Here is a 20,917-nt window from a genome sequence, read left to right as displayed (position 1 = left end):
GCCAAAATTCAATGGAGAACACCATGACCAGCAGCAACTACACCGTCACCGTCCTGGGCCTGGGCGCCATGGGCCTGCCCATGGCAACCCGCCTCGCGTCCGAGCTCACTGTCCACGGCTTCGACATCGCCGAGCCGCGCCTTGAACTCGCCGCGGCCGCCGGGATCAAGACGTTCGCGTCAGCCCGTGAGGCCTCCGATGGTGCCGACGCGCTGCTCCTGGCCGTCCGCAACGGCGAGCAGCTCAACGATGTCCTCTTCGGCGAGAACGGCGTTGCCTCGGTACTGAAGCCGGGCGCCGTCGTGATCCTCGGCAGCACCGTGGGCACCGAAGCCATCCCGGCCACAGTGGAAAAGCTTGCGGAATACGGTGTGGCCCTGGTTGATGCACCGCTGTCAGGTGGACCCAAGCGTGCCGGCGAGGGCGACCTGCTGATCGTCGTGGGTGCAGAGCCCGAGGCGCTCGAAAAGGCGCGCCCTGCCTTGGAACTGCTGGCCTCCACCCTGAGCATCGTCGGCGACAAGCCCGGCGACGGCCAGGCACTCAAAACCGTCAACCAGCTCCTCTGCGGCGTGCACATCGCCGCCGCTGCCGAGGCCATGGCCCTTGCCGACGCCCTCGGCCTGGACCAGGCGAAGACCCTCGCCGCCCTTGAAGCCGGAGCGGCCGGTTCCTTCATGCTGTCCAACCGTGGTCCGCGCATCCTCGAGGCCTACTCCGAAGACGGCGCCGAAGTCCTCAGTCGCCTCGATATCTTTGTCAAGGACATGGGCATTGTGGGCAAAGCGACCCGCGCCGCCGGCCTCGCTGCACCTGTAGCTGCCGCTGCTGAACAGCTCTATCTCCTCGGCCAGGCCCAGGGCCTCGCCGCTGCCGACGACTCCGCCGTCATCAAGGTTGTCGCGCCCGCAAAGCGCACCGCCTAACCACCCCCATAAGAACGCGCGACGACGGCGATCCCCCCTTCGCCGTCGCCGCCACCTCCCGCCGGTCTTCTTTAGACTGGTATGTCAAAGGAGACACCCCCAATGAATCCCCTCGTTAACTCGTTGATGGTTCAGGCGGCCGACGCCCCCGCCATCAAACCCGCAGTGGAACTGGGAACACCCCTGCTGCTGACCATCGCCGCAGCTGGAATTGCCTTGCTGCTGGTGCTGATCATCCGCTTCAAGATCCAGGCTTTCGTTGCACTGCTGGCAGTCAGCATCCTGGTGGGCGTTGCGGCGCAGATTCCCCTCAAGGACATCTTCACCGTGGTGACCACGGGCGTTGGCAGCACCATGGGCAAGGTCGCTTTGCTGATCGCACTCGGTGCCATCCTCGGCCGCATGATCGAGGTCTCCGGGGGAGTGCAGTCCCTGGCTACCCACTTCACGGAGAAGCTCGGTGCCAAACGCGTCGCTGTCGCACTGACCGCCGTCGGCTTCCTGGTGGCGATCCCCGTGTTCTTCGAGGTGGGCGTGATCGTCCTGGTCCCGATCGTCTACGCCTTCGCCAAGATCGCCAACGTGCACCCCATCAAGTTCGGCCTGCCCATGGCCGGCATCATGCTGTCCATCCACGTCGCTGTCCCGCCGCACCCGGGCATCGTTGCAGGTGCAGGCGTCTTCGGCGCGGACATCGGGCTCATCACCATGATCTCGCTCATCATCTGCATTCCCCTCGGTTTCCTGTCCTACTGGGTCGCCAGCATCATGAACCGCAAAGAGTACGAGTTGCTGCCCGGCGTCAAGCAGCAGGTTGACGAGTTCGGCTCTGACTCCCTGGTCCACGTTGGCCACGACGGCCCCGGCGCCCGCGCCATCGCCCCTCCGCGTCCCGGCCTGATCATGTTCCTGATCGCTGCGCCCATCGCCCAGATCCTCCTCGGCACCGTTGGCACGTTGACCATCCCCAAGGACAACTACTGGTACGGCGTGGCCGCGTTCATCGGCAATCCGTTCTTTGCGCTCCTCGTAGCCGTGGCCCTCTCCTTCTTCCTGCTTGCTGTCCGCCGCAACTGGTCGCTCAAGGAAACCGGCGAGATCTTCGAAGGCGCGTTGCCTCCCATCGCCTCCATCCTCATGGTGGTTGCTGCCGGTGGCGTGTTCGGCGAAGTCCTCCGCACCTCGGGCATCGGCGCGGCCCTTTCCCACACCTTGGACAGCCTCGGCCTGCCGGTGATCGTTCTCGGCTTTATCATTTCCCTGGCATTGCGTGCCGCCCAGGGGTCCGCAACCGTCGCCATCGTGACCACCACCGGCCTACTGACCTCCGCGGTCATGGAAGGCGGCTACACACCGGCCCAAATCGCCGTTATTGTGATCGCCATCGGCTTCGGCTCGCTGGGGCTGTCCCACGTGACTGACGCCGGCTTCTGGACCGTGATCCGCTACTACGGCCTCACCGTTTCCGACGGTCTCAAGACCTGGACCGTCCTGACCACCATCCTGGGCCTGGCCGGCTTCGCGCTGACCTTCGTGGCCTGGATCCTGGTGGGAGGTTTGGCCCACTGATGCGCACCAAACTCGATCACCTGGTCACCTCTGCGCTGGCTGATGGCGCCGCGGTCCCTGCCTTCACGTGCTACGACTTCACCACCGCCCTTGCCGTTGTTGCGGCCGCTGAGGATGCCCGTCTGGGCGTGATCCTGCTGGTCGCTCCGAAGACTGCGTCCTCTGCCAACGGCCTGCGGCTCATCACGGCCCTGCGTGGCCTGGCTGACTCCGCAAGTGTTCCGGTCTCTGTCCAGCTGGACCACGCGACGGATCTGCGGGTCATTCGCGACTCCGTGGCTGCCGGTGCTGACGCGGTGCTCGCCGATGGTTCGTCCCTGCCCTACGAGGACAACATCGCCCTGGTCCGCGAAGTCCGCGCCGCGCTGGACGCGCAAGGCGCCGCCGACGTGGTGATCGAAGCAGAGCTCGGCGGCCTTGCCGGGGACGAGGACAGGGCGTTCGGTGCTGACGATTCAACGCACGACGCCGGAACGCCAGTTGCGGGGCTCACGGACCCGGCGCAGGTGGCTGACTTCGTTGAACGCACCGGGGCGCAACTCCTGGCCGTTGCGGTGGGGAACGTGCACGGCAAGTACAAGGGCGAGCCCAACATCCGCTGGGACGTGCTGCAGGACGTCGCAGCACGGACCGACGTCCCGCTGGTGCTCCACGGTGCCTCCGGCATCCCCGCCGATGAGCTCGCGAAGGCCTCCTCACTGCGGGTGGGCAAAGTGAACTTCAACACCGAACTGCGCACCGGAATCCTGTCCACGCTGGAATCTGAAACCGCAGCGCACAGGGCCGATGGCGAGAATCTGCAAGGCCTGCTGTCCACGTGGAACGTCTCTGCGGCGACCTTCGCCGGCGCCACATTGGAGTTGCGCAGCGCCTGACGGGCAGCGCGGCACCCAAGACCGGCATTACGGGGAGGCTAGGATCAAACCATGATCCTGGCCTCCCTGATTTTTGCGACGATTGCCGCCCTGCTCCACGTTTACATCTTCACTATGGAGTCCATCACCTGGACCAGGCCCAAGACCTGGAAAACGTTCAGCATCACCTCCCAGGCTGACGCGGAAACCACCAAACCGCTCGCGTACAACCAAGGCTTCTACAACCTCTTCCTGGCCATCGGAGCCCTGATCGGCATCGTCGCAGTGGCCATGGGTGCCCCGCAGGTGGGCTGGACCCTGGTCTTCAGCAGCTGCGGTTCCATGCTTCTGGCAGCCTTGGTCCTCGCCGCGAGCGGCAAGAAGTACCTCCGCGCAGCGACCCTCCAAGGAACCACGCCGCTGCTCGCCGTCGTGCTTGGTGTCCTGGCAGTGACTCTTAGCTAGGATCCAGGCTCCCTGCTAGGACTCCGGCGGCCCGTCCTGAGCCGCGGCCTCGTCCATCCAGAGAACTTCCCAGTGGTGGCCGTCCAAGTCGCGGAACGCCCGGCTGTACATGAAGCCAAGATCCTGGGCGTCATACGTTTCAGATCCGCCGGCCTCCAGTGCCCTGGTGGCCAGGGCATCCACGTCTTCACGGCTATCGGCAGAAATGGCGACTATTGCCGCCGTCGAATTTTGGGTGTCCGCGATGGGCTGCTTGGTGAACTCGGCAAACTTGGCGTGGGTCAGGAGCATGGCGTAAATGGTGTCGCTGAAGACCACACAGGCGGCGGTTTCATCGGTGAAGTTTGGATTGATGGAGTAGCCAAGGGCCGTATAGAAGGCCTTGGACGCCTCGAGGTCACTGACGGGGAGGTTCACGAAAATAGAGGTTGTCATGGCTTCGATCCTGCCGGTGTTTCGCTGCCCCGTCCAGACCCCAAACACCAGTTGTGGATGACCGCCGATACCCGGCCATATCCCGCCTGCTGGCTCCGTCCCTCCGACGGGCGGACAATGGAGTCAACACGCAGGTGCGTGGGTTCCAAGGGAGAGCCATGGAGCGGGAATCGCAAGCGCACCCCCGCGCACGCCTGGACACGGTGGCGCAGAGGGATCCGGCGATCGACCTTGTCCGATTCACCTGCCTGCTTCTGGTGGTGGCTGCGCATTGCATGATGGCCAACCCTGTTCTACAGAAGGACGGGACGGTCACCACAGAGAACGTGCTCATGGAGCAAAGCTGGTTTACCCCTGTGGCCTGGGCCCTCATGATCGTTCCACTGTTCTTCGTGCTGGGCGGTGTGACGGGGTTGCAGTCGTGGCGGCGTCTGAAAGCCCGCGGCGGTAACGGGTTCGACTTCGCCCAACTCCGGCTCCTCCGGCTTGTCCGCCCCGCCATGGCACTGCTGGCCGTCATGTGGGGAGCGCTGTGGGTCGCGCTGCTGGTGGGTGTCCACCCCCAGGTCATCCAGCTCATGACCGCCGGCGCCGCCATGCCACTGTGGTTCCTTGCCGCCTATCTCACGGCGCAGCTCAGCGTTCCGCTCCTGGCGAGGTTGCACGAACGCGCACCACTATTGACCCTCGCGGCGTTGGTGGCGCTGATCATCACGGTTGACTCCCTTCGAGGAGCGCTTCCCGTGCTCGCGTTCACCAACCTGATCTTCGTCTGGTGCGCGGTCCAGCAACTGGGTTTCCTCATGGCGGATGGCTTCTTCGAACAGCGCAGCCGTACCTGGCTGGTGGGTGTCATTGTCACCAGCAACCTGTTGTTGGGATTGGTGACGGGGGTGGCGGTTTACTCGGGAAACATGGTGGTAAATATCAATCCACCCAACCTGTGCTTGCTGCTGTTGGGCGTCTCGCAGGCCGCAACACTTCAGCTGCTCCGCAACGGCATTGCCTGGCTGGCGGGAGTCCGTTGGATCCAGGCAGTCACTGCCGTGGCCGGCCGCAGGTCCATGACGGTTTACCTGTGGCATCTTCCGCTGCTGGTGGGCATGTCAGGGTTGTTGTTGCTCACCGACGTGCCCAAACCCGCAGGTAGCACCCCCGAATGGTGGTGGGCCCGGATCCCCGTTTTCCTTGCCGTGGCCGCCTTGCTGGTGCCGGTGGTGTGGCTTTGTGGCTGGTTGGAGAACCGTCCGACGGCGGCAAGCCACGCGCGGGGTCCCTCGCGTGCCGCTGTGGTGACGGCCGCCGTCGTCGTTTTGATTCCGCTTGCGGATGCCGCCTTAAACGGCCTGACGCTTGCGTTGTTGGGTGGGGGAGCGGCGTGCTTTGCCCTTTCAGTCCTGTTGCTGGGCAGGGTTCCGACGCCCGTGCTGCCGTCATCGTCCCGGGTGGAGGTCCCCGGGCGCCGCGTCGGAAAGGTGTCCACGTTGCCAGAGCCAGGTTTAAGTGCCAATCTCGAACCATGACCGAGTACACGGATTCACTGGCAGAATCGTTCCGTCCTGGCGTCACTACGGTGCGCAACGATAAATTCCACCGCTATGAGCTGCACGTAGACGGGGAGCTGGCCGTGATTTCCCAGTTCCTTGATCGGCCCGGTCACATCGACTTCATCCACACGGAAACCAAGCCCGGGTTCGACGGCCAAGGCCTGGCTAAAGTTCTGGCGCACTTTGCCCTGGACGATGTTGTGGCGTCCGGCAAGCGCATCATCCCGCATTGCCCGTACATCGCCGCGTACCTGAAAAAGCACGAAGGCTATGAGCAGGATGTGGATTGGCCCGCTGAGAAGCCAGTAGGCGAACCGGGCAACCTATAAGACCTACGCGGGCACCGGCTGCTCTGCGTTCTTCCTTCTCTTCAGCGGCAGGCCCGCCCTGTCCGCAGGGAAGGGCCAATCCTTCCGTGCGCCGCTGAGAGAGACTATTGCGTCATTTTCATCGGAAACAACCTGGCCGCGGCAGGTGGCATGGACCTGCATGGCGCTGACCAGGCTGCCCCCATGGATATGGTCAGCGTCGGTCACCAAATAGGTAAAGCTCCGCATCACCGACTGCCCGGGGGCCAGCAGCCGGATCCGAAGGTCGCGCTCAACGGGTTCCGAGGTATAGCGCAGCACCTCCATGCCCTCGTTGGTGAAGGACCGGGGTATCAACGTCACGTCCTGCAGATGGCTTGCGGAGCGGTTGATGATCCACGCGGTGAAGATGACGGTATCTCCTGGAATTGCCACGGGCCGGTCCGCTCCGTAGACCAAGGTGGCGCGCCCTGCATTCTTCTTGCGCGTGAGTGGACCTGATCTGTGCGGCGGCAATCCGCGGACAATTGCGCCCGGTTGCTGCGCTCCGTCCTTATGGACAGCACGCATCAGTTTCAGGAATGGGCGGGGGCGGCGGATGTCCATGGTTCCTCGATTCGCGCCAGGGTTCAGGAGGGTCATGTTTATTAGTGCGGCCGAGGTGGGGATCGTGACGCGAAAGTATGAGTTCTCTACAGGTCCCCGAGACTCGGTTCAAGTCATACGGATTCTGATGTCACACTATTGTTTATGGATCAAGTAGTTGCGGTCAGCGCCGATGGGCCGTCACCACTTTCGGTGACGGCCACTGCCAGCGATCCGCAGATCATCGCTTTGGTGCGTGAAGGCAACACGGAGGCCTTCGACGTGCTCTATCAGCGGCACATGAAAGTGGCGAAATTTGTTGCCCGCTCCCAAACGGACAACCCGAGCGACGCGGATGATGTGGTGGCTGAGTCTTTCGCCACGATTTTTCAGTTGCTGACGGAAGGCAAAGGACCCAAAGAGTTTTTCCGGTCCTATCTCCTGACCGTGGTGCGGCGTACCGCCCACGATCGAAACCGCAAAGCCCGACGGATGCCCACAGCGGAGGATGACGCCATCCTCGATGCTCCCGTCCTGGACAATGATCAAGTAGTCAGCGAACTTGAGTCGAGCATGATGGCCAAGGCATTCAAATCCCTGCCGGAGCGCTGGCAGGCTGTTCTGTGGCACTTGGATATCGAGGGCCTGAAGCCTGCAGCGGCCGCTCCCTTCGTGGGCCTGACCCCCAACGGTGTCTCGGCGCTGGCGCTCAGGGCCAGGGAAGGTCTGCGCCAGGCTTACCTCCAGCAGCACATCAGCCGCACGGAGGATCAGGCCTGTGACGAATACGCCAGCCAGTTGGGAAAGTACGCCCGAAATGCGTTGAAGCGTACTTCCGCGGAGAAGGTCGGCGGACATCTGGAAGGCTGCGCGAAATGCACGGCCTTGCTGATTGAACTCAATGACATCCAGGGCGGCATGCGCTCCATCCTCTTCCCTCTGCTGACAGGGATCACCTTCACCCCGGCGGCAGCAGGTGCGATCGGCTTCGGTGGCACTGCTGCAGGCGTGGCCAACGGCAGCGCCGGGAGCACCGCTGCACCCGGAAATATCGCTGCCCAGGGCATCCGTGGCCTCAGCAACGCGTGGAAGTTGACGGCCGCCCTGATAGTGGGCGTCATGGCATTGGCAGGAACCCTCGTGTGGCTCCTTCAACCCAGCCCGGCGTCGCAGTCCACGGCGACGTCCGAGGCTGTCTCCAACCTCCCGCCAGCCCAGGAGACGTCGTTTCCCACGGTGACCCCACTCCCCGCCGCGTCCTTGCCCGCAGCAGCGGAACCTCCCGCCGTCGAGGCTCCACGGGCAACTCCCGCCCCGGACAGTCCGGTGGCAGCGCTGCCGGAACCTCCCGCCGTCGTGATTCCACCAGCCCCGGCCCCGCCGCGGAAGGCTGTTGTGGTGGACTCCGGTACGGTGACGTCGACGCCGGCACCCGGTGGTGTGCCTCCTGCGGCACCCGCTACCCAAACGGTTGACGCCCAGTTCATGGCGACGCAGGGGGCGAACCCGACCGAACGGGAACTGAAAGTGCAGTTCTCGCTTAAGGGACAGGGCGCGCTGACTACCGGCCGAGTGGACTTCACCCTGCCGGACGGGGCAACGTTCCTGGCTGGAAAAACTGTCGCTCCCGCTGGGTGGACCTGCGCCGGTGTCTCTGGGGGAGACCGCCAAATCCAGTGCAGCACCGACTCCGTGGACGGTAACGACCTCGCGTTCACCGTGGGAGTAGCCATGCCTGCTTCCGCCGTGACTGCAACGCTGGACTACCGGTTTGCCGGGCAGGGTGTCATCACCAAGAACTTCACCAACACGTTCAGCTAGGCACTCGAATCCAGTCCACATGGCCTAGGCGCCAGGGCTGCCCAGGGTTGCGCTGTTTTTCGATACCAGGCCTGCCCTCTTTCCACCGTCCTTTCCGGGGATCTTTTCAAAATTTCTGGATTCTCTACCTTTTTCGCGTCACGAAGAGACGTCTCCGTCCACTGGAGTACTGGCGAGTAGCCTAGCTCGACGCCGATTCGCTTCTGTGGGTCGGCTCGTGCGTGACAACGAAAAGCGAGAGAACCGTGAAACACACACGTCCACAAAAGCTGCTGGCGGCCGTCGTCGCCACAGCGATCATGTCGCTGGGGGTGGGTGGCGCCTTAGCGCCACCTGCCTTGGCGACAGTCCCGGGATCGCCGGGTGTTGCCCAACCAGGAACACCCGTCTACACCGAGGACTTCTCCAACGAGGATGCCACCAACGGTGCCATCAGCATCCTCAACTACACCGGCGGCGCTGAAGCTGCCAATGAAACGTACTTCGCAGACACCCCCTACACCCCTGCAGGCGGCCAATGCAATGGCTGGGTGATGAATTCCTCCACCCCGCTGCCCACCTCCGACGCCGGTTGCGTCAACAACCAGCCTGCGGGATGGGGACAGATTGGCCAGATGGCTGCGGCTCTTGGTCTGGCCCAGGGCCAGTCAGCCGCGGAATCCTCCACTAACCAGGTGCTGTCCGAATACACCAACAGCCCCACGGGCCGCATTACGCCAGGTGTCCAGTTCCGGACCGAAGGCAACACCATTCCAGCGATTGAGGGCCACTATTACGCAGTATCGGCCTACTTCGCGCAGGTGAACTGCCAGGCCACCCATGCCAGCGAGACCTTCAGCCTGCTCATCAACGGGACCCGACAGGTTCTCAGCACCGGGCTCGACCCCTGTGGCACCAGCACTTTGGCGCGGGTCCATACCACCGAGCTCCAGTCTGCTGCCTACCAGATTCCCATGGGCACGTCTCCTTCCCTCGGTCTTGAACTGAGGAATGAAGCCACCAGCGGTGCCGGTAATGACGTCGCTTTCGACCTTCCGCAGATCGTGGATGTCACTCCCCAGGTGGACAAGGCTTTCACCCCATCCCTCATCGGCCCCGGTGGAACGTCCAAAGTTACCTTGACGGTGACCAACACAGACGATTTGATGGCCAAGAACGACTGGTTCATCACGGACACCCTCCCAGCCGGCGTCGTGATTGCCGGTACCCCCAACATTGGCGGCACCTGTGTACAAGCCACAGGAACCAACCCCCTGGTGCGCACGGCCGTTGCCGGCAGCAACACCATCTCGGTGACCGGCGGGGACCTCGCCCTAGGCATGACCTCCTGCACCATCGAAGTTGATGTCACGGCAGCAGCCGAGGGCACCTACGTCAACGGTCCGGCCAACATCGTCACCAACCTGAACCCGCCGGCAGACGCCACCTTGGTAGTCAAGGCCCCGCGCCTTGAACTGAGCAAGGCACTGGATGCCACCCGCCTGATGGATTCGGATCAGTTCACCACTGAGATCCGCACCGGCTCGGCTACGGGACCTGTTGTCAGCAACACTGCCAACGCCACCACCACCGGTACGGGTTCCACCGTTACTTCGGGTACTGGTGTCACGGGCGAATACGTCGCCAATGCAGGCACCACGTACTACCTGACCGAGTCCGGCACCAACCTGTCCGGCTACAGCAAGGTGATCACCTGTGTTGATGCCAACGGCCTCCAGACAGATCTCCCCAATGGAGCAGTAGTAGATTCTGCCTACTCCTTGGTACCTGTTGCTGGCGCCGATATCAGCTGTGTTCTCACCAACACGGCCGTTCCGGCACCGGAATTGGAATTCACCAAGTCCGCTGACTCTTCAGACATCCAGGATCCGTCTGTTGTGGGTGACCAGATCACCTACACGTTCACGTCCACCAACACGGGCAACGTGCCCCTGACGGGTGTCACCATCAACGACCCCCTGGATGGATTGTCTGCCCTGACCTACACCTGGCCGGGAACTCCGGGCACCTTGCTGCCCGGTGAAACCGTGACGGCCATGGCCACCTACGCCATCACCCAGGCTGACATCGATGCAGGGCACGTGGCGAACCTTGCCACCACCACGGGTAATCCTCCGACAGGTCCTCCTGTCACCCCGCCGCCTGCAGGTACCGATACCCCGCTGACTCCGGCTCCGGCCATGGAGTTCAGCAAGTCTGCTGATGCCTCGGATATCCAGAACCCGTCGGTTGTGGGTGACCAGATCACCTACACGTTCACTTCCACGAACACGGGCAATGTATCCCTGACCAACGTGTCCATCAACGATCCGTTGGCTGGCCTGTCTGCCTTGACTTACACCTGGCCTGGTGCTGCAGGAACGCTCCTGCCCGGCCAGACGGTCACCGCTACGGCAACGTACGCCATCACCCAGGCTGACATCAATGCTGGTCACGTCGCCAATACGGCAACTACCACTGGTACTCCGCCCACCGGTCCCGCGGTCACGCCGCCTCCGGCTGGTACGGATACCCCGCTGACTCCGGCTCCGGCCATGGAATTCAGCAAGTCTGCTGACGCTTCGGCAGTTCAGGACCCTTCTGTTGTGGGTGACGTTATTACGTACACCTTCACCTCGAAGAACACCGGCAATGTTCCGCTGACCAACGTGTCCATCAACGATCCGTTGGCCGGCCTCTCGGCCCTGACTTACACCTGGCCCGGTACTCCGGGCGAGTTGCTTCCGGGCCAGACGGTGACGGCTACGGCAACGTACGCCATCACCCAGGCTGATATCACGGCCGGTCACGTCGCCAACTCGGCAACCACCACGGGCACCCCGCCTGTTGGTCCGCCGGTCACGCCTCCTCCGGGAACCACGGATACTCCGCTGACGTCCACTCCGGCCATGCAGTTCAGCAAGTCCGCTGATGCTTCGGCCATCCAGGACCCGTCCGTTGTGGGTGACCAGATCACCTACACGTTCACGTCCAAGAACACGGGCAACGTCCCGCTGACTAATGTGTCCATCAACGATCCCCTGGTTGGTCTCTCGGCTTTGGTTTACACCTGGCCGGGCACTCCCGGGGAACTGCTCCCGGGCCAGACCGTGACGGCTACGGCAACGTACGCCATCACCCAGGCTGACATCGATGCCGGACATGTTGCCAACTCGGCAACCACCACCGGCACCCCGCCTGTTGGTCCGCCGGTCACGCCTCCTCCGGGAACCACGGATACTCCGTTGACGACCGCTCCGGCTATGGAGTTCACCAAGTCGGCAGACGCTTCGGCCATCCAGAACCCGTCTGTTGTCGGTGACCAGATCACCTACACGTTCACGTCCACCAACACTGGAAACGTGAAGCTCACCGGTGTGGTCATTGATGACCCGCTGGCCGGTCTTTCGCCGCTGGTTTACACGTGGCCGGGTACTGCAGGAGAACTGCTTCCGGGCCAGTCGGTGACGGCGACGGCAACGTACGCCATTACCCAGGCTGATATCGACGCCGGTCACGTCGCGAACGTTGCGACCACCATGGGCACTCCGCCCACCGGTCCCGCGGTCACGCCACCTCCGGCTGGTACCGATACTCCGTTGACGGCTGGACCGGACATGGAGCTTACCAAGACTGCGGATTCAGCCGGCATTCAGGACCCGTCGCAGGTTGGTGACACGATCACGTACACCTTCACCTCGAAGAACACGGGCAATGTGAAGCTCACCAACGTGTCCATCACGGATCCGCTGGCTGGCCTCTCGGCTTTGGTTTACACCTGGCCGGGTACTCCGGGCGAGTTGCTTCCGGGGCAGTCCGTGACGGCTACGGCAACGTACGCCATCACGCAGGCTGATATCGACGCCGGACATGTTGCCAACACGGCGACTACCACGGGCACTCCGCCCACCGGTCCCGCGGTCACGCCGCCTCCGGCCGGTACCGATACTCCGTTGACCCCGGGCCCCGCCTTGGAGTTCAGCAAGTCCGCTGATGCTTCGGCAATCCAGGATCCTTCACAGGTTGGTGACGCTATTACGTACACCTTCACCTCGAAGAACACGGGCAACGTCAAGCTCACCAACGTGTCCATCAACGACCCACTTGCTGGTCTCTCGGCTTTGACCTACAACTGGCCGGGTACTTCGGGCGAGTTGCTTCCGGGGCAGTCCGTGACGGCTACGGCAACGTACGCCATCACGCAGGCTGATATCGACGCCGGACATGTTGCCAACACGGCGACTACCACGGGCACTCCGCCCACCGGTCCCGCGGTCACGCCGCCTCCGGCCGGCACGGACACTCCGTTGACCCCGGGCCCCGCCTTGGAGTTCAGCAAGTCCGCTGATGCTTCGGCAATCCAGGATCCTTCACAGGTTGGTGACGCTATTACGTACACCTTCACCTCGAAGAACACGGGCAACGTCAAGCTCACCAACGTGTCCATCAACGACCCACTTGCTGGTCTCTCGGCTTTGACCTACAACTGGCCGGGTACTTCGGGCGAGTTGCTTCCAGGTCAGACGGTGACGGCAACGGCAACGTACGCCATCACGCAGGCTGATATCGACGCCGGTCACGTCGCCAACAGCGCCACGACCACCGGCACGCCGCCTGTTGGTCCGCCGGTCACGCCTCCTCCCGGAACCACGGACACCCCGTTGACCCCGGCTCCGGCGATGGAGTTCAGCAAGTCCGCTGATGCCTCTGCAATTCAGGATCCTTCGGTTGTGGGTGACGTTATTACGTATACCTTCACCTCGAAGAACACGGGCAACGTCAAGCTCACCGGTGTGGTCATCAACGACCCGCTGGCTGGTCTCTCGGCTTTGACCTACAACTGGCCGGGTACTCCGGGCGAGTTGCTTCCAGGCCAGACGGTGACAGCTACGGCAACATACAGCATCACGCAGGCTGATATCGACGCCGGACACGTCGCCAATGCGGCGACCACCACCGGCACGCCGCCGGTTGGGCCTCCTGTCACGCCTCCTCCGGGAACCACGGATACTCCGCTGACCCCGGCACCGGCCATGGAATTCACCAAGACGGCTGATGCTTCGGCAATCCAGGATCCGTCGGTTGTGGGCGACCAGATCACCTACACCTTCACGTCCAAGAACACGGGCAACGTCAAGCTCACCGGTGTGGTCATCAATGACCCGCTGCCGGGCCTCTCGGCACTGGAATACACTTGGCCGGGAACTCCCGGCGAGCTGCTGCCAGGCCAGACGGTGACGGCTACGGCAACGTATGAGATTACCCAGGCTGACATCAATGCAGGCCACGTCGCGAACACGGCAACCACCGTGGGCACTCCGCCCACAGGTCCCGCCGTGACGCCTCCTCCGGCTGGTACTGATACCCCGCTGACTCCGGCTCCGGCCATGGAGTTCAGCAAATCGGCTGATGCCTCCGGTGTGCAGGACCCGTCAGTTGTGGGCGATCGCATCGTCTACACCTTCACGGCCAAGAACAGCGGCAACGTCACGCTGACCAACGTATCCATCACGGATCCGCTGGCCGGCCTCTCGGCACTGACGTACACGTGGCCCGGTGCGGCAGGAACCCTCCTGCCCGGCCAGACCGTGACGGCTACGGCAACGTACGCCATCACCCAGGCTGATATCGACGCCGGACATGTTGCCAACTCGGCGACCACCACGGGTACCCCGTCTGTTGGTCCTCCTGTGACGCCTCCTCCGGGAACGACGGATACTCCGTTGACCCCGGGCCCGGCCATGGAGTTCACCAAGTCCTCGGACGCCTCTGCTATCCAGAATCCGGCAGTTGTTGGTGACCTGATCACCTACTCCTTCACGGCCAAGAACAGCGGCAACGTGACTTTGACCAACGTTTCCATTACTGATCCGTTGGCTGGTCTCTCGGCTCTGACGTACACGTGGCCCGGTGCAGCAGGAACCCTCCTGCCCGGTCAGACGGTGACGGCTAAGGCAACGTATGCCATCACCCAAGCTGATATCGACGCCGGTCATGTCGCGAACAGCGCCACGACGACGGGAACGCCGCCTGTTGGTCCTCCGGTGACGCCTCCTCCGGGAACGACGGATACTCCGTTGACCCCGGCTCCGGCAATGCAGTTCACCAAGTCGGCCGATGCCTCCGCTATCCAGAACCCGTCCGTTGCAGGTGACCTGATCACCTACACGTTCACGGCGAAGAACAGCGGCAACGTGAAGCTCACTGGTGTGGTCATCAATGACCCGCTGGCTGGTCTGTCCGCCCTCGAGTACACCTGGCCGGGTACCCCCGGCGAGCTGCTTCCGGGCCAGTCGGTGACGGCGACGGCAACGTACGCCATCACGCAGGCTGATATCGACGCCGGTCATGTCGCGAACAGCGCCACGACGACGGGTACTCCACCTGTTGGTCCTCCTGTGACGCCTCCTCCGGGAACGACGGATACTCCGTTGACCCCGGCTCCGGCGATGCAGTTCAGTAAGTCTGCTGATGCTTCGGCAATCCAGGATCCGTCGGTGGTGGGTGACGTTATTACGTACACGTTCACCTCGAAGAACACGGGCAACGTCAAGCTCACCAACGTGTCCATCTCGGACCCGCTGGCTGGTCTGTCCGCCCTCGAGTACACCTGGCCGGGTACCCCCGGCGAGTTGCTGCCGGGCCAGACCGTGACGGCTACGGCAACGTACGCCATTACCCAGGCGGACATTGACGCCGGTCACGTCGCGAACGTTGCGACCACCACGGGCACTCCGCCCACCGGTCCTGCTGTGACGCCTCCTCCGGGAACAACGGATACTCCGTTGACCCCGGCTCCGGCGATGCAGTTCAGCAAGTCTGCTGATGCTTCGGCAATTCAGGATCCGTCTGTTGTAGGCGATCAGATCACCTACACGTTCACGTCGAAGAACACGGGCAACGTGAAGCTGACCAACGTGTCCATCACGGATCCGCTGGCCGGCCTCTCGGCTCTGACCTACACCTGGCCGGGTACCCCCGGCGAGTTGCTTCCGGGCCAGACGGTGACGGCTACGGCAACGTATGCCATTACGCAGGCTGATATCGACGCCGGACATGTCGCGAACAGCGCTACCACCACGGGTACTCCGCCGGTTGGTCCTCCTGTCACGCCTCCTCCGGGAACCACGGATACTCCGTTGACCCCGGCTCCGGCGATGGAGTTCAGCAAGTCCGCGGATGCTTCGGCTGTCCAGGATCCTTCGATGGTTGGCGACGTTATTACGTACACCTTCACGTCGAAGAACACGGGCAACGTGAAGCTGACCAACGTGTCCATCACGGATCCTCTGGCTGGTCTCTCGGCTCTGACCTACACCTGGCCGGGTACCCCCGGCGAGTTGCTTCCGGGCCAGACCGTAACGGCTACGGCAACGTACGCCGTCACCCAGGCTGATATCGACGCCGGACATGTTGCCAATGCGGCGACGACTACGGGTACTCCTCCCACCGGCCCGCCGGTGACGCCTCCTCCGGGAACAACGGATACTCCGTTGACCCCGGCTCCGGCGATGGAGTTCACCAAGTCTGCCGACGCTTCGGCTGTCCAGGATCCTTCACAGGTTGGTGACGTGATCACGTACACCTTCTCCGCGAAGAACACGGGCAACGTGAAGCTGACCAACGTGTCCATCACGGATCCTCTGGCTGGTCTCTCGGCTCTGACCTACACCTGGCCGGGTACCCCCGGCGAGTTGCTTCCGGGCCAGACCGTAACGGCTACGGCAACGTACGCCGTCACCCAGGCTGACATCAATGCAGGTCACGTCGCCAACTCGGCAACGACTACGGGCACCCCGCCTGTTGGTCCTCCTGTGACGCCTCCTCCGGGAACAACGGATACTCCGTTGACCCCGGCGCCGGCCATGGAATTCACCAAGACGGCGGATGCTTCCGGTATTCAGGACCCGTCGGTTGTGGGCGATCGCATCGTCTACACCTTCACGGCCAAGAACACGGGTAACGTCACGCTGACCAACGTGTCCATCACGGATCCGCTGGCTGGTCTCTCGGCTTTGGCTTACACCTGGCCGGGTACCCCCGGAGAGCTGCTGCCGGGCCAGACGGTGACGGCAACGGCTACGTATGGCATTACGCAGGCTGATATTGATGCCGGCCATGTTGCCAACAGTGCCACCACCACGGGCACTCCGCCTGTTGGTCCTCCTGTGACGCCTCCTCCGGGAACAACGGATACTCCGTTGACCCCGGCTCCGGCGATGGAGTTCACCAAGAGCTCGGACGCCTCTGCCATTCAGAAACCTGCAGTTGTTGGTGACCAGATCACTTACACCTTCACGGCGAAGAACTCCGGCAATGTCACGCTGAAGAACGTCACCATTGACGATCCTTTGGCTGGTCTTTCGGCGCTGGCCTACACTTGGCCGGGCACTCCGGGCGAGCTGCAGCCGGGCCAGACGGTGACCGCTACGGCAACGTATGCGGTTACTCAGGCCGACATCAACGCAGGCCACGTGGTGAACGCGGCAACCACTACGGGCACTCCGCCGGTTGGTCCGCCGGTCACGCCTCCTCCGGGAACCACGGATACTCCGTTGACTCCGGCTCCGGCGATGCAGTTCACCAAGACGGCTGACGCCTCCGCTGTTCAGGACCCGTCCGTTGCGGGTGACAAGATCACCTACACGTTCACGGCGAAGAACACCGGCAACGTCAACCTCACCAACGTGTCCATCTCGGACCCGCTGGCTGGTCTGTCCGCCCTCGAGTACACCTGGCCGGGCACTCCCGGCGAGCTGCTCCCGGGCCAAGCGGTGACGGCTACGGCAACGTACGCCATCACGCAGGCCGATATCGACGCCGGTCATGTCGCGAACAGCGCCACGACCACTGGTACTCCGCCCACCGGCCCGCCGGTAACGCCTCCTCCGGGAACCACGGATACTCCGCTGGTCCCGAAGCCGGCGATGGAGTTCAACAAGTCTGCGGATGACTCGTCCATCCAGGATCCTTCCAAGGTTGGCGACGTCATTACGTATGCCTTCTCTGCGAAGAACACGGGCAACGTCACGTTGAAGAACGTCACGATCACCGATCCCCTGGCTGGTCTGTCGGCTCTGACGTACACGTGGCCGGGTACTCCGGGCGAGTTGCTTCCGGGGCAGACGGTGACGGCTACGGCAACGTACGCCATCACGCAGGCTGATATCGACGCCGGCCATGTCGCGAACAGCGCCACGACCACTGGTACTCCGCCCACCGGCCCGCCGGTAACGCCTCCTCCGGGAACCACGGATACTCCGTTGACCCCGGCTCCGGCCATGGAGTTCACCAAGTCCGCTGACGCCTCAGCTGTTCAGGATCCTTCGAAGGCCGGTGACGTGATCACGTACACGTTCTCTGCGAAGAACACGGGCAACGTCACCCTGACCAACGTTTCCATCACGGATCCGCTGGCTGGTCTCTCGGCGCTGACCTACACCTGGCCCGGAGCTGCGGGAACACTGCTGCCCGGTGAGACAGTGACGGCTACGGCAACGTACGCCATCACGCAGGCTGATATCGACGCCGGTCATGTCGCCAACAGCGCCACGACCACGGGCACTCCTCCCACCGGTCCGCCGGTAACGCCTCCTCCGGGAACCACGGATACTCCGCTGGTCCCGAAGCCGGCAATGGAGTTCACCAAGTCCGCTGACGATTCGGCTGTTCAGGATCCGTCCGTTGTAGGTGACCTGATCACCTACACGTTCACGGCAAAGAACACCGGCAACGTGACGCTGAAGAACGTCTCCATCAGCGATCCTCTGGCGGGCTTGTCCGCCCTGGCATACACCTGGCCGGGTACCCCCGGCGAGCTGCTGCCGGGTCAGACCGTGACGGCTACGGCAACGTACGCGATCACCGTGGCCGATATCGACGCCGGTCATGTTGCCAACTCGGCGACCACCACGGGTACTCCGCCTGTTGGTCCTCCTGTGACGCCTCCTCCGGGAACAACGGACACCCCGTTGACCCCGGCGCCGGCCATGGAGTTCACCAAGTCCGCGGACGTCTCCGCTGTTCAGAACCCCACCGTTGCGGGTGACAAGATCACCTACAACTTCACGGCCAAGAACACGGGTAACGTCACGCTGACCAACGTGTCCATCACGGATCCGCTGGCTGGTCTCTCGGCATTGACATACACCTGGCCCGGCGTAGCAGGAACACTGCTGCCCGGTGAGACAGTGACGGCTACCGCAACGTACGCCATCACCCAGGCTGACATTGATGCCGGTCACGTGGCGAACTCGGCAACCACTACGGGCACACCGCCCGTTGGTCCTCCGGTGACGCCTCCTCCGGGAGAGACGGATACTCCGTTGATCCCGGCTCCGGCCATGGAGTTCAGCAAGACAGCTGTGGCTCCGGCAACGGATGGTCCGTCGAAGGTGGGTGACCTGATCACCTACAACTTCACGGCCAAGAACACCGGCAATGTGAAGCTGACCAACGTGTCCATCACGGATCCGCTGGCTGGTCTCTCGGCGCTGACGTACACCTGGCCGGGCACCCCCGGCGAGCTCCTGCCCGGTCAGACGGTGACGGCTACGGCAACGTACGCCATCACCCAGACCGACATCAACGCCGGTCACGTGGCCAACTCGGCCACCACCACTGGCACTCCACCCACCGGCACGCCGGTGACGCCTCCTCCGGGTGAAACGGATACTCCGTTGACCCCGAGCGCAGGCTTGGAGTTCACCAAGACGGCCGATGCCTCGGCTGTTGGAGACCCCACCCAGGTGGGTGACGTGATCACGTACACGTTCACCGCCAGGAACACCGGAAACGTCCCGCTGACGGACGTCTCCATCAACGATCCGATGCCGGGCCTTTCGGCCCTGGCTTACACCTGGCCCGGCGTTGCAGGAACCCTGCTGCCCGGTGAGACCGTGACCGCTACGGCAACGTATGCGATCACCCAGGCGGATATCAATGCCGGTGAGGTTGCCAACACGGCAACCGCAACGGGTACGCCTCCGACGGGACCCCCGGTCACCACACCACCTGCAAGTGCTGTTGTGACTCTCCCGCCGGTGGTTCCGAGCCAGCCTTCGGGTCCGTTGGCCAACACGGGAGCTGTCCTCACCGTGTTGCCCATCAGCCTGCTGGTAGTTGGCGCGGGGCTGTTCCTGTTCCTCGTCGGACGCCGCAAGCGTTCCGAGGCATAGGACAAAAAGTGCGCGGCAATCGGGGCCCCAACCCCGGTTGCCGCGCATTTTCAACCAACGTACAACCCAGAAAGAACCAGGTAGCCACACCATGAAGAAGACTGTTGCGTGCATTGCGGGGGTGCTTGTTTCGGCAGCCGCACTCGCCGGTTGTTCGTCGTCCCCGAGCAACGAGGCGGGGACATCGCCGTCGTCAACTACAACCCAGGCCGCCACCACCGGTGAGGCAAAACCTGCCAATCCCGGTACCGGCATCATTGAAGCCACCAAGATGACCTCCTGCGATACTGCGCAGGGAAAGGTTACGGCGAAGGGGACCGTGACTCCTCCTGAGGGAACCAAGGGCACGGTCAAAATTACCGTCAGCTGGGTGGACCCGAAGACCTCGGCCGTCCTGGCCCGTGGGGAGCAGACCTTCAAGGATGCTGCAGCGGGCAAGGCGCTTGACTGGGTCGCCAACGCAGAGGTAACCAAGCCTGCCGCGGAGATCAAGTGCGTCCTGGGGGCCACGGTCCTCTAGGCAAGCAGTTCCATCAAACGCAGTTCAACCAAGCACCACGCCAAAGCGGTCGATCAGGTATCCACTACCTGGTCGACCGCTTTTTTTGCCACTGAACCGCGTGCCAGAACAGCAGACCCGCAGTGATCAGCAAGGCGGCCAGCAGTACGTAGGGCGCGTTGGAAAGCAGGATGAACTTCATTTGGGCTGCTTCGGCGGATTCGGCGGGCTGGACGAATTGCGGAGAGCTCACAATCGCACCGACTGACGTAGCCAGCGCCCAGACCCCAAGCCAGGCCAAGCCGGCGTCCATGACCCACAACGCAATGATGTACGGGTTGATGGGAGTCCGCTTGCGTTCCCGGTCCGCAGGCTCCGGCACATGGGGGCTGACGGCCTGCACAGCGTTGCCATGCGCGTCGATTTCGCGGAAGCCGATGCGCTCGTGGACGTGGTCCTTCATAGGTCCCCCAACCGTTGACTGCGGATAGTCCTTGCACTCTACTCCTGTAGCCGCGAAGCCCGACAAGGAAGAGCGGCACCCAGGCATGGCCCATTGCCGACACTCCATGGCCGAAAAGAGTGCCACATTTTGCACCCAATGCAGTCTGAAAGAAAGTCAATGACGCGCAACCCAGCGGTACACAGGCGAGAAAGCGCCTTCTGAGCGAAATAGGTCACAAAAGTTTGACGGAAAGGCTTACCTAAGTAAGGCTTACCTTGCTAACAAGCGCCCCAACGCAATGGAAGGA

The 20,917-nt window shown here is 63.0% G+C and carries 12 protein-coding genes; 9 read left to right on the top strand and 3 right to left on the bottom strand.

Going from position 1 to position 20,917, the window contains the following annotated elements; genetic code table 11:
• Window positions 1-23 precede the first annotated feature (23 nt).
• The 4 genes from ACIQLI_RS02445 (at window position 24) to ACIQLI_RS02430 (ending at window position 3,814) form a co-directional block, all read left to right on the top strand.
• Window positions 24-926, top strand: coding sequence for an NAD(P)-dependent oxidoreductase (locus ACIQLI_RS02445; protein ID WP_089593287.1), 903 nt, complete (start codon window positions 24-26; stop codon window positions 924-926).
• 102 nt (window positions 927-1,028) lie between these two features.
• A complete protein-coding gene (locus ACIQLI_RS02440; RefSeq protein ID WP_400384615.1) occupies window positions 1,029-2,495 on the top strand; it encodes a GntP family transporter in 1,467 nt (488 codons plus the stop codon).
• Window positions 2,495-3,370, top strand: a complete 876-nt coding sequence (locus ACIQLI_RS02435; RefSeq protein WP_400384613.1) for a class II fructose-bisphosphate aldolase — start codon at window positions 2,495-2,497, stop codon at window positions 3,368-3,370. The genes ACIQLI_RS02440 and ACIQLI_RS02435 overlap by 1 nt, the downstream gene beginning before the upstream one ends.
• 51 nt (window positions 3,371-3,421) lie before the next feature.
• A complete protein-coding gene (locus ACIQLI_RS02430) occupies window positions 3,422-3,814 on the top strand; it encodes a DUF1304 domain-containing protein (protein WP_400384611.1) in 393 nt (130 codons plus the stop codon).
• 15 nt (window positions 3,815-3,829) lie between these two features.
• Here the strand turns inward: ACIQLI_RS02430 and ACIQLI_RS02425 are convergent, their stop codons facing one another.
• The gene (locus ACIQLI_RS02425) at window positions 3,830-4,249 is read right to left on the bottom strand and encodes a VOC family protein (RefSeq protein WP_354231861.1); all 420 of its coding nucleotides are present in this window, start codon (window positions 4,247-4,249) and stop codon (window positions 3,830-3,832) included.
• A 158-nt stretch (window positions 4,250-4,407) separates the two neighbouring features.
• Here ACIQLI_RS02425 and ACIQLI_RS02420 point away from each other — a divergent pair, with 158 nt between their 5' ends.
• Window positions 4,408-5,772 carry an acyltransferase gene (locus ACIQLI_RS02420; protein ID WP_400384609.1) on the top strand — a complete coding sequence of 455 codons (1,365 nt, stop codon included), beginning with the start codon at window positions 4,408-4,410 and terminating at the stop codon, window positions 5,770-5,772.
• On the top strand, window positions 5,769-6,125 hold the full coding sequence (locus tag ACIQLI_RS02415) for a GNAT family N-acetyltransferase (protein WP_354231865.1): 357 nt from the start codon (window positions 5,769-5,771) through the stop codon (window positions 6,123-6,125). Before ACIQLI_RS02420 ends, ACIQLI_RS02415 begins: the two co-directional genes overlap by 4 nt.
• A 3-nt stretch (window positions 6,126-6,128) precedes the next feature.
• Here the strand turns inward: ACIQLI_RS02415 and ACIQLI_RS02410 are convergent, their stop codons facing one another.
• Window positions 6,129-6,710 (bottom strand): hypothetical protein, encoded by a 582-nt coding sequence (locus ACIQLI_RS02410; RefSeq protein ID WP_400384607.1) that lies wholly within the window; start codon window positions 6,708-6,710, stop codon window positions 6,129-6,131.
• Window positions 6,711-6,854: 144 nt separating this feature from the next.
• Here ACIQLI_RS02410 and ACIQLI_RS02405 point away from each other — a divergent pair, with 144 nt between their 5' ends.
• The 3 genes from ACIQLI_RS02405 to ACIQLI_RS02395 all read left to right on the top strand — a co-directional run bounded on the left by ACIQLI_RS02405 (window position 6,855) and on the right by ACIQLI_RS02395 (window position 20,186).
• Window positions 6,855-8,510 (top strand): sigma-70 family RNA polymerase sigma factor, encoded by a 1,656-nt coding sequence (locus ACIQLI_RS02405; protein ID WP_400384605.1) that lies wholly within the window; start codon window positions 6,855-6,857, stop codon window positions 8,508-8,510.
• 299 nt (window positions 8,511-8,809) lie between these two features.
• Window positions 8,810-19,666: a hypothetical protein gene (locus ACIQLI_RS02400; protein WP_400384791.1), complete on the top strand. Its 10,857-nt coding sequence runs from the start codon at window positions 8,810-8,812 to the stop codon at window positions 19,664-19,666.
• A gap of 91 nt (window positions 19,667-19,757) precedes the next feature.
• Window positions 19,758-20,186, top strand: a complete 429-nt coding sequence (locus ACIQLI_RS02395) for a hypothetical protein (protein ID WP_172324518.1) — start codon at window positions 19,758-19,760, stop codon at window positions 20,184-20,186.
• A gap of 64 nt (window positions 20,187-20,250) precedes the next feature.
• Here ACIQLI_RS02395 and ACIQLI_RS02390 read toward each other — a convergent pair whose 3' ends face one another.
• On the bottom strand, window positions 20,251-20,628 hold the full coding sequence (locus tag ACIQLI_RS02390) for a hypothetical protein (protein WP_400384799.1): 378 nt from the start codon (window positions 20,626-20,628) through the stop codon (window positions 20,251-20,253).
• Window positions 20,629-20,917 lie beyond the last annotated feature (289 nt).

This window comes from Paenarthrobacter sp. NPDC091669 (assembly GCF_044756725.1).
Lineage (GTDB): Bacteria > Actinomycetota > Actinomycetes > Actinomycetales > Micrococcaceae > Arthrobacter > Arthrobacter bambusae_C.
The sequence above is the reverse complement of the archived record's forward strand: the minus strand, read 5'-3'. Positions and strand labels throughout refer to the sequence as shown.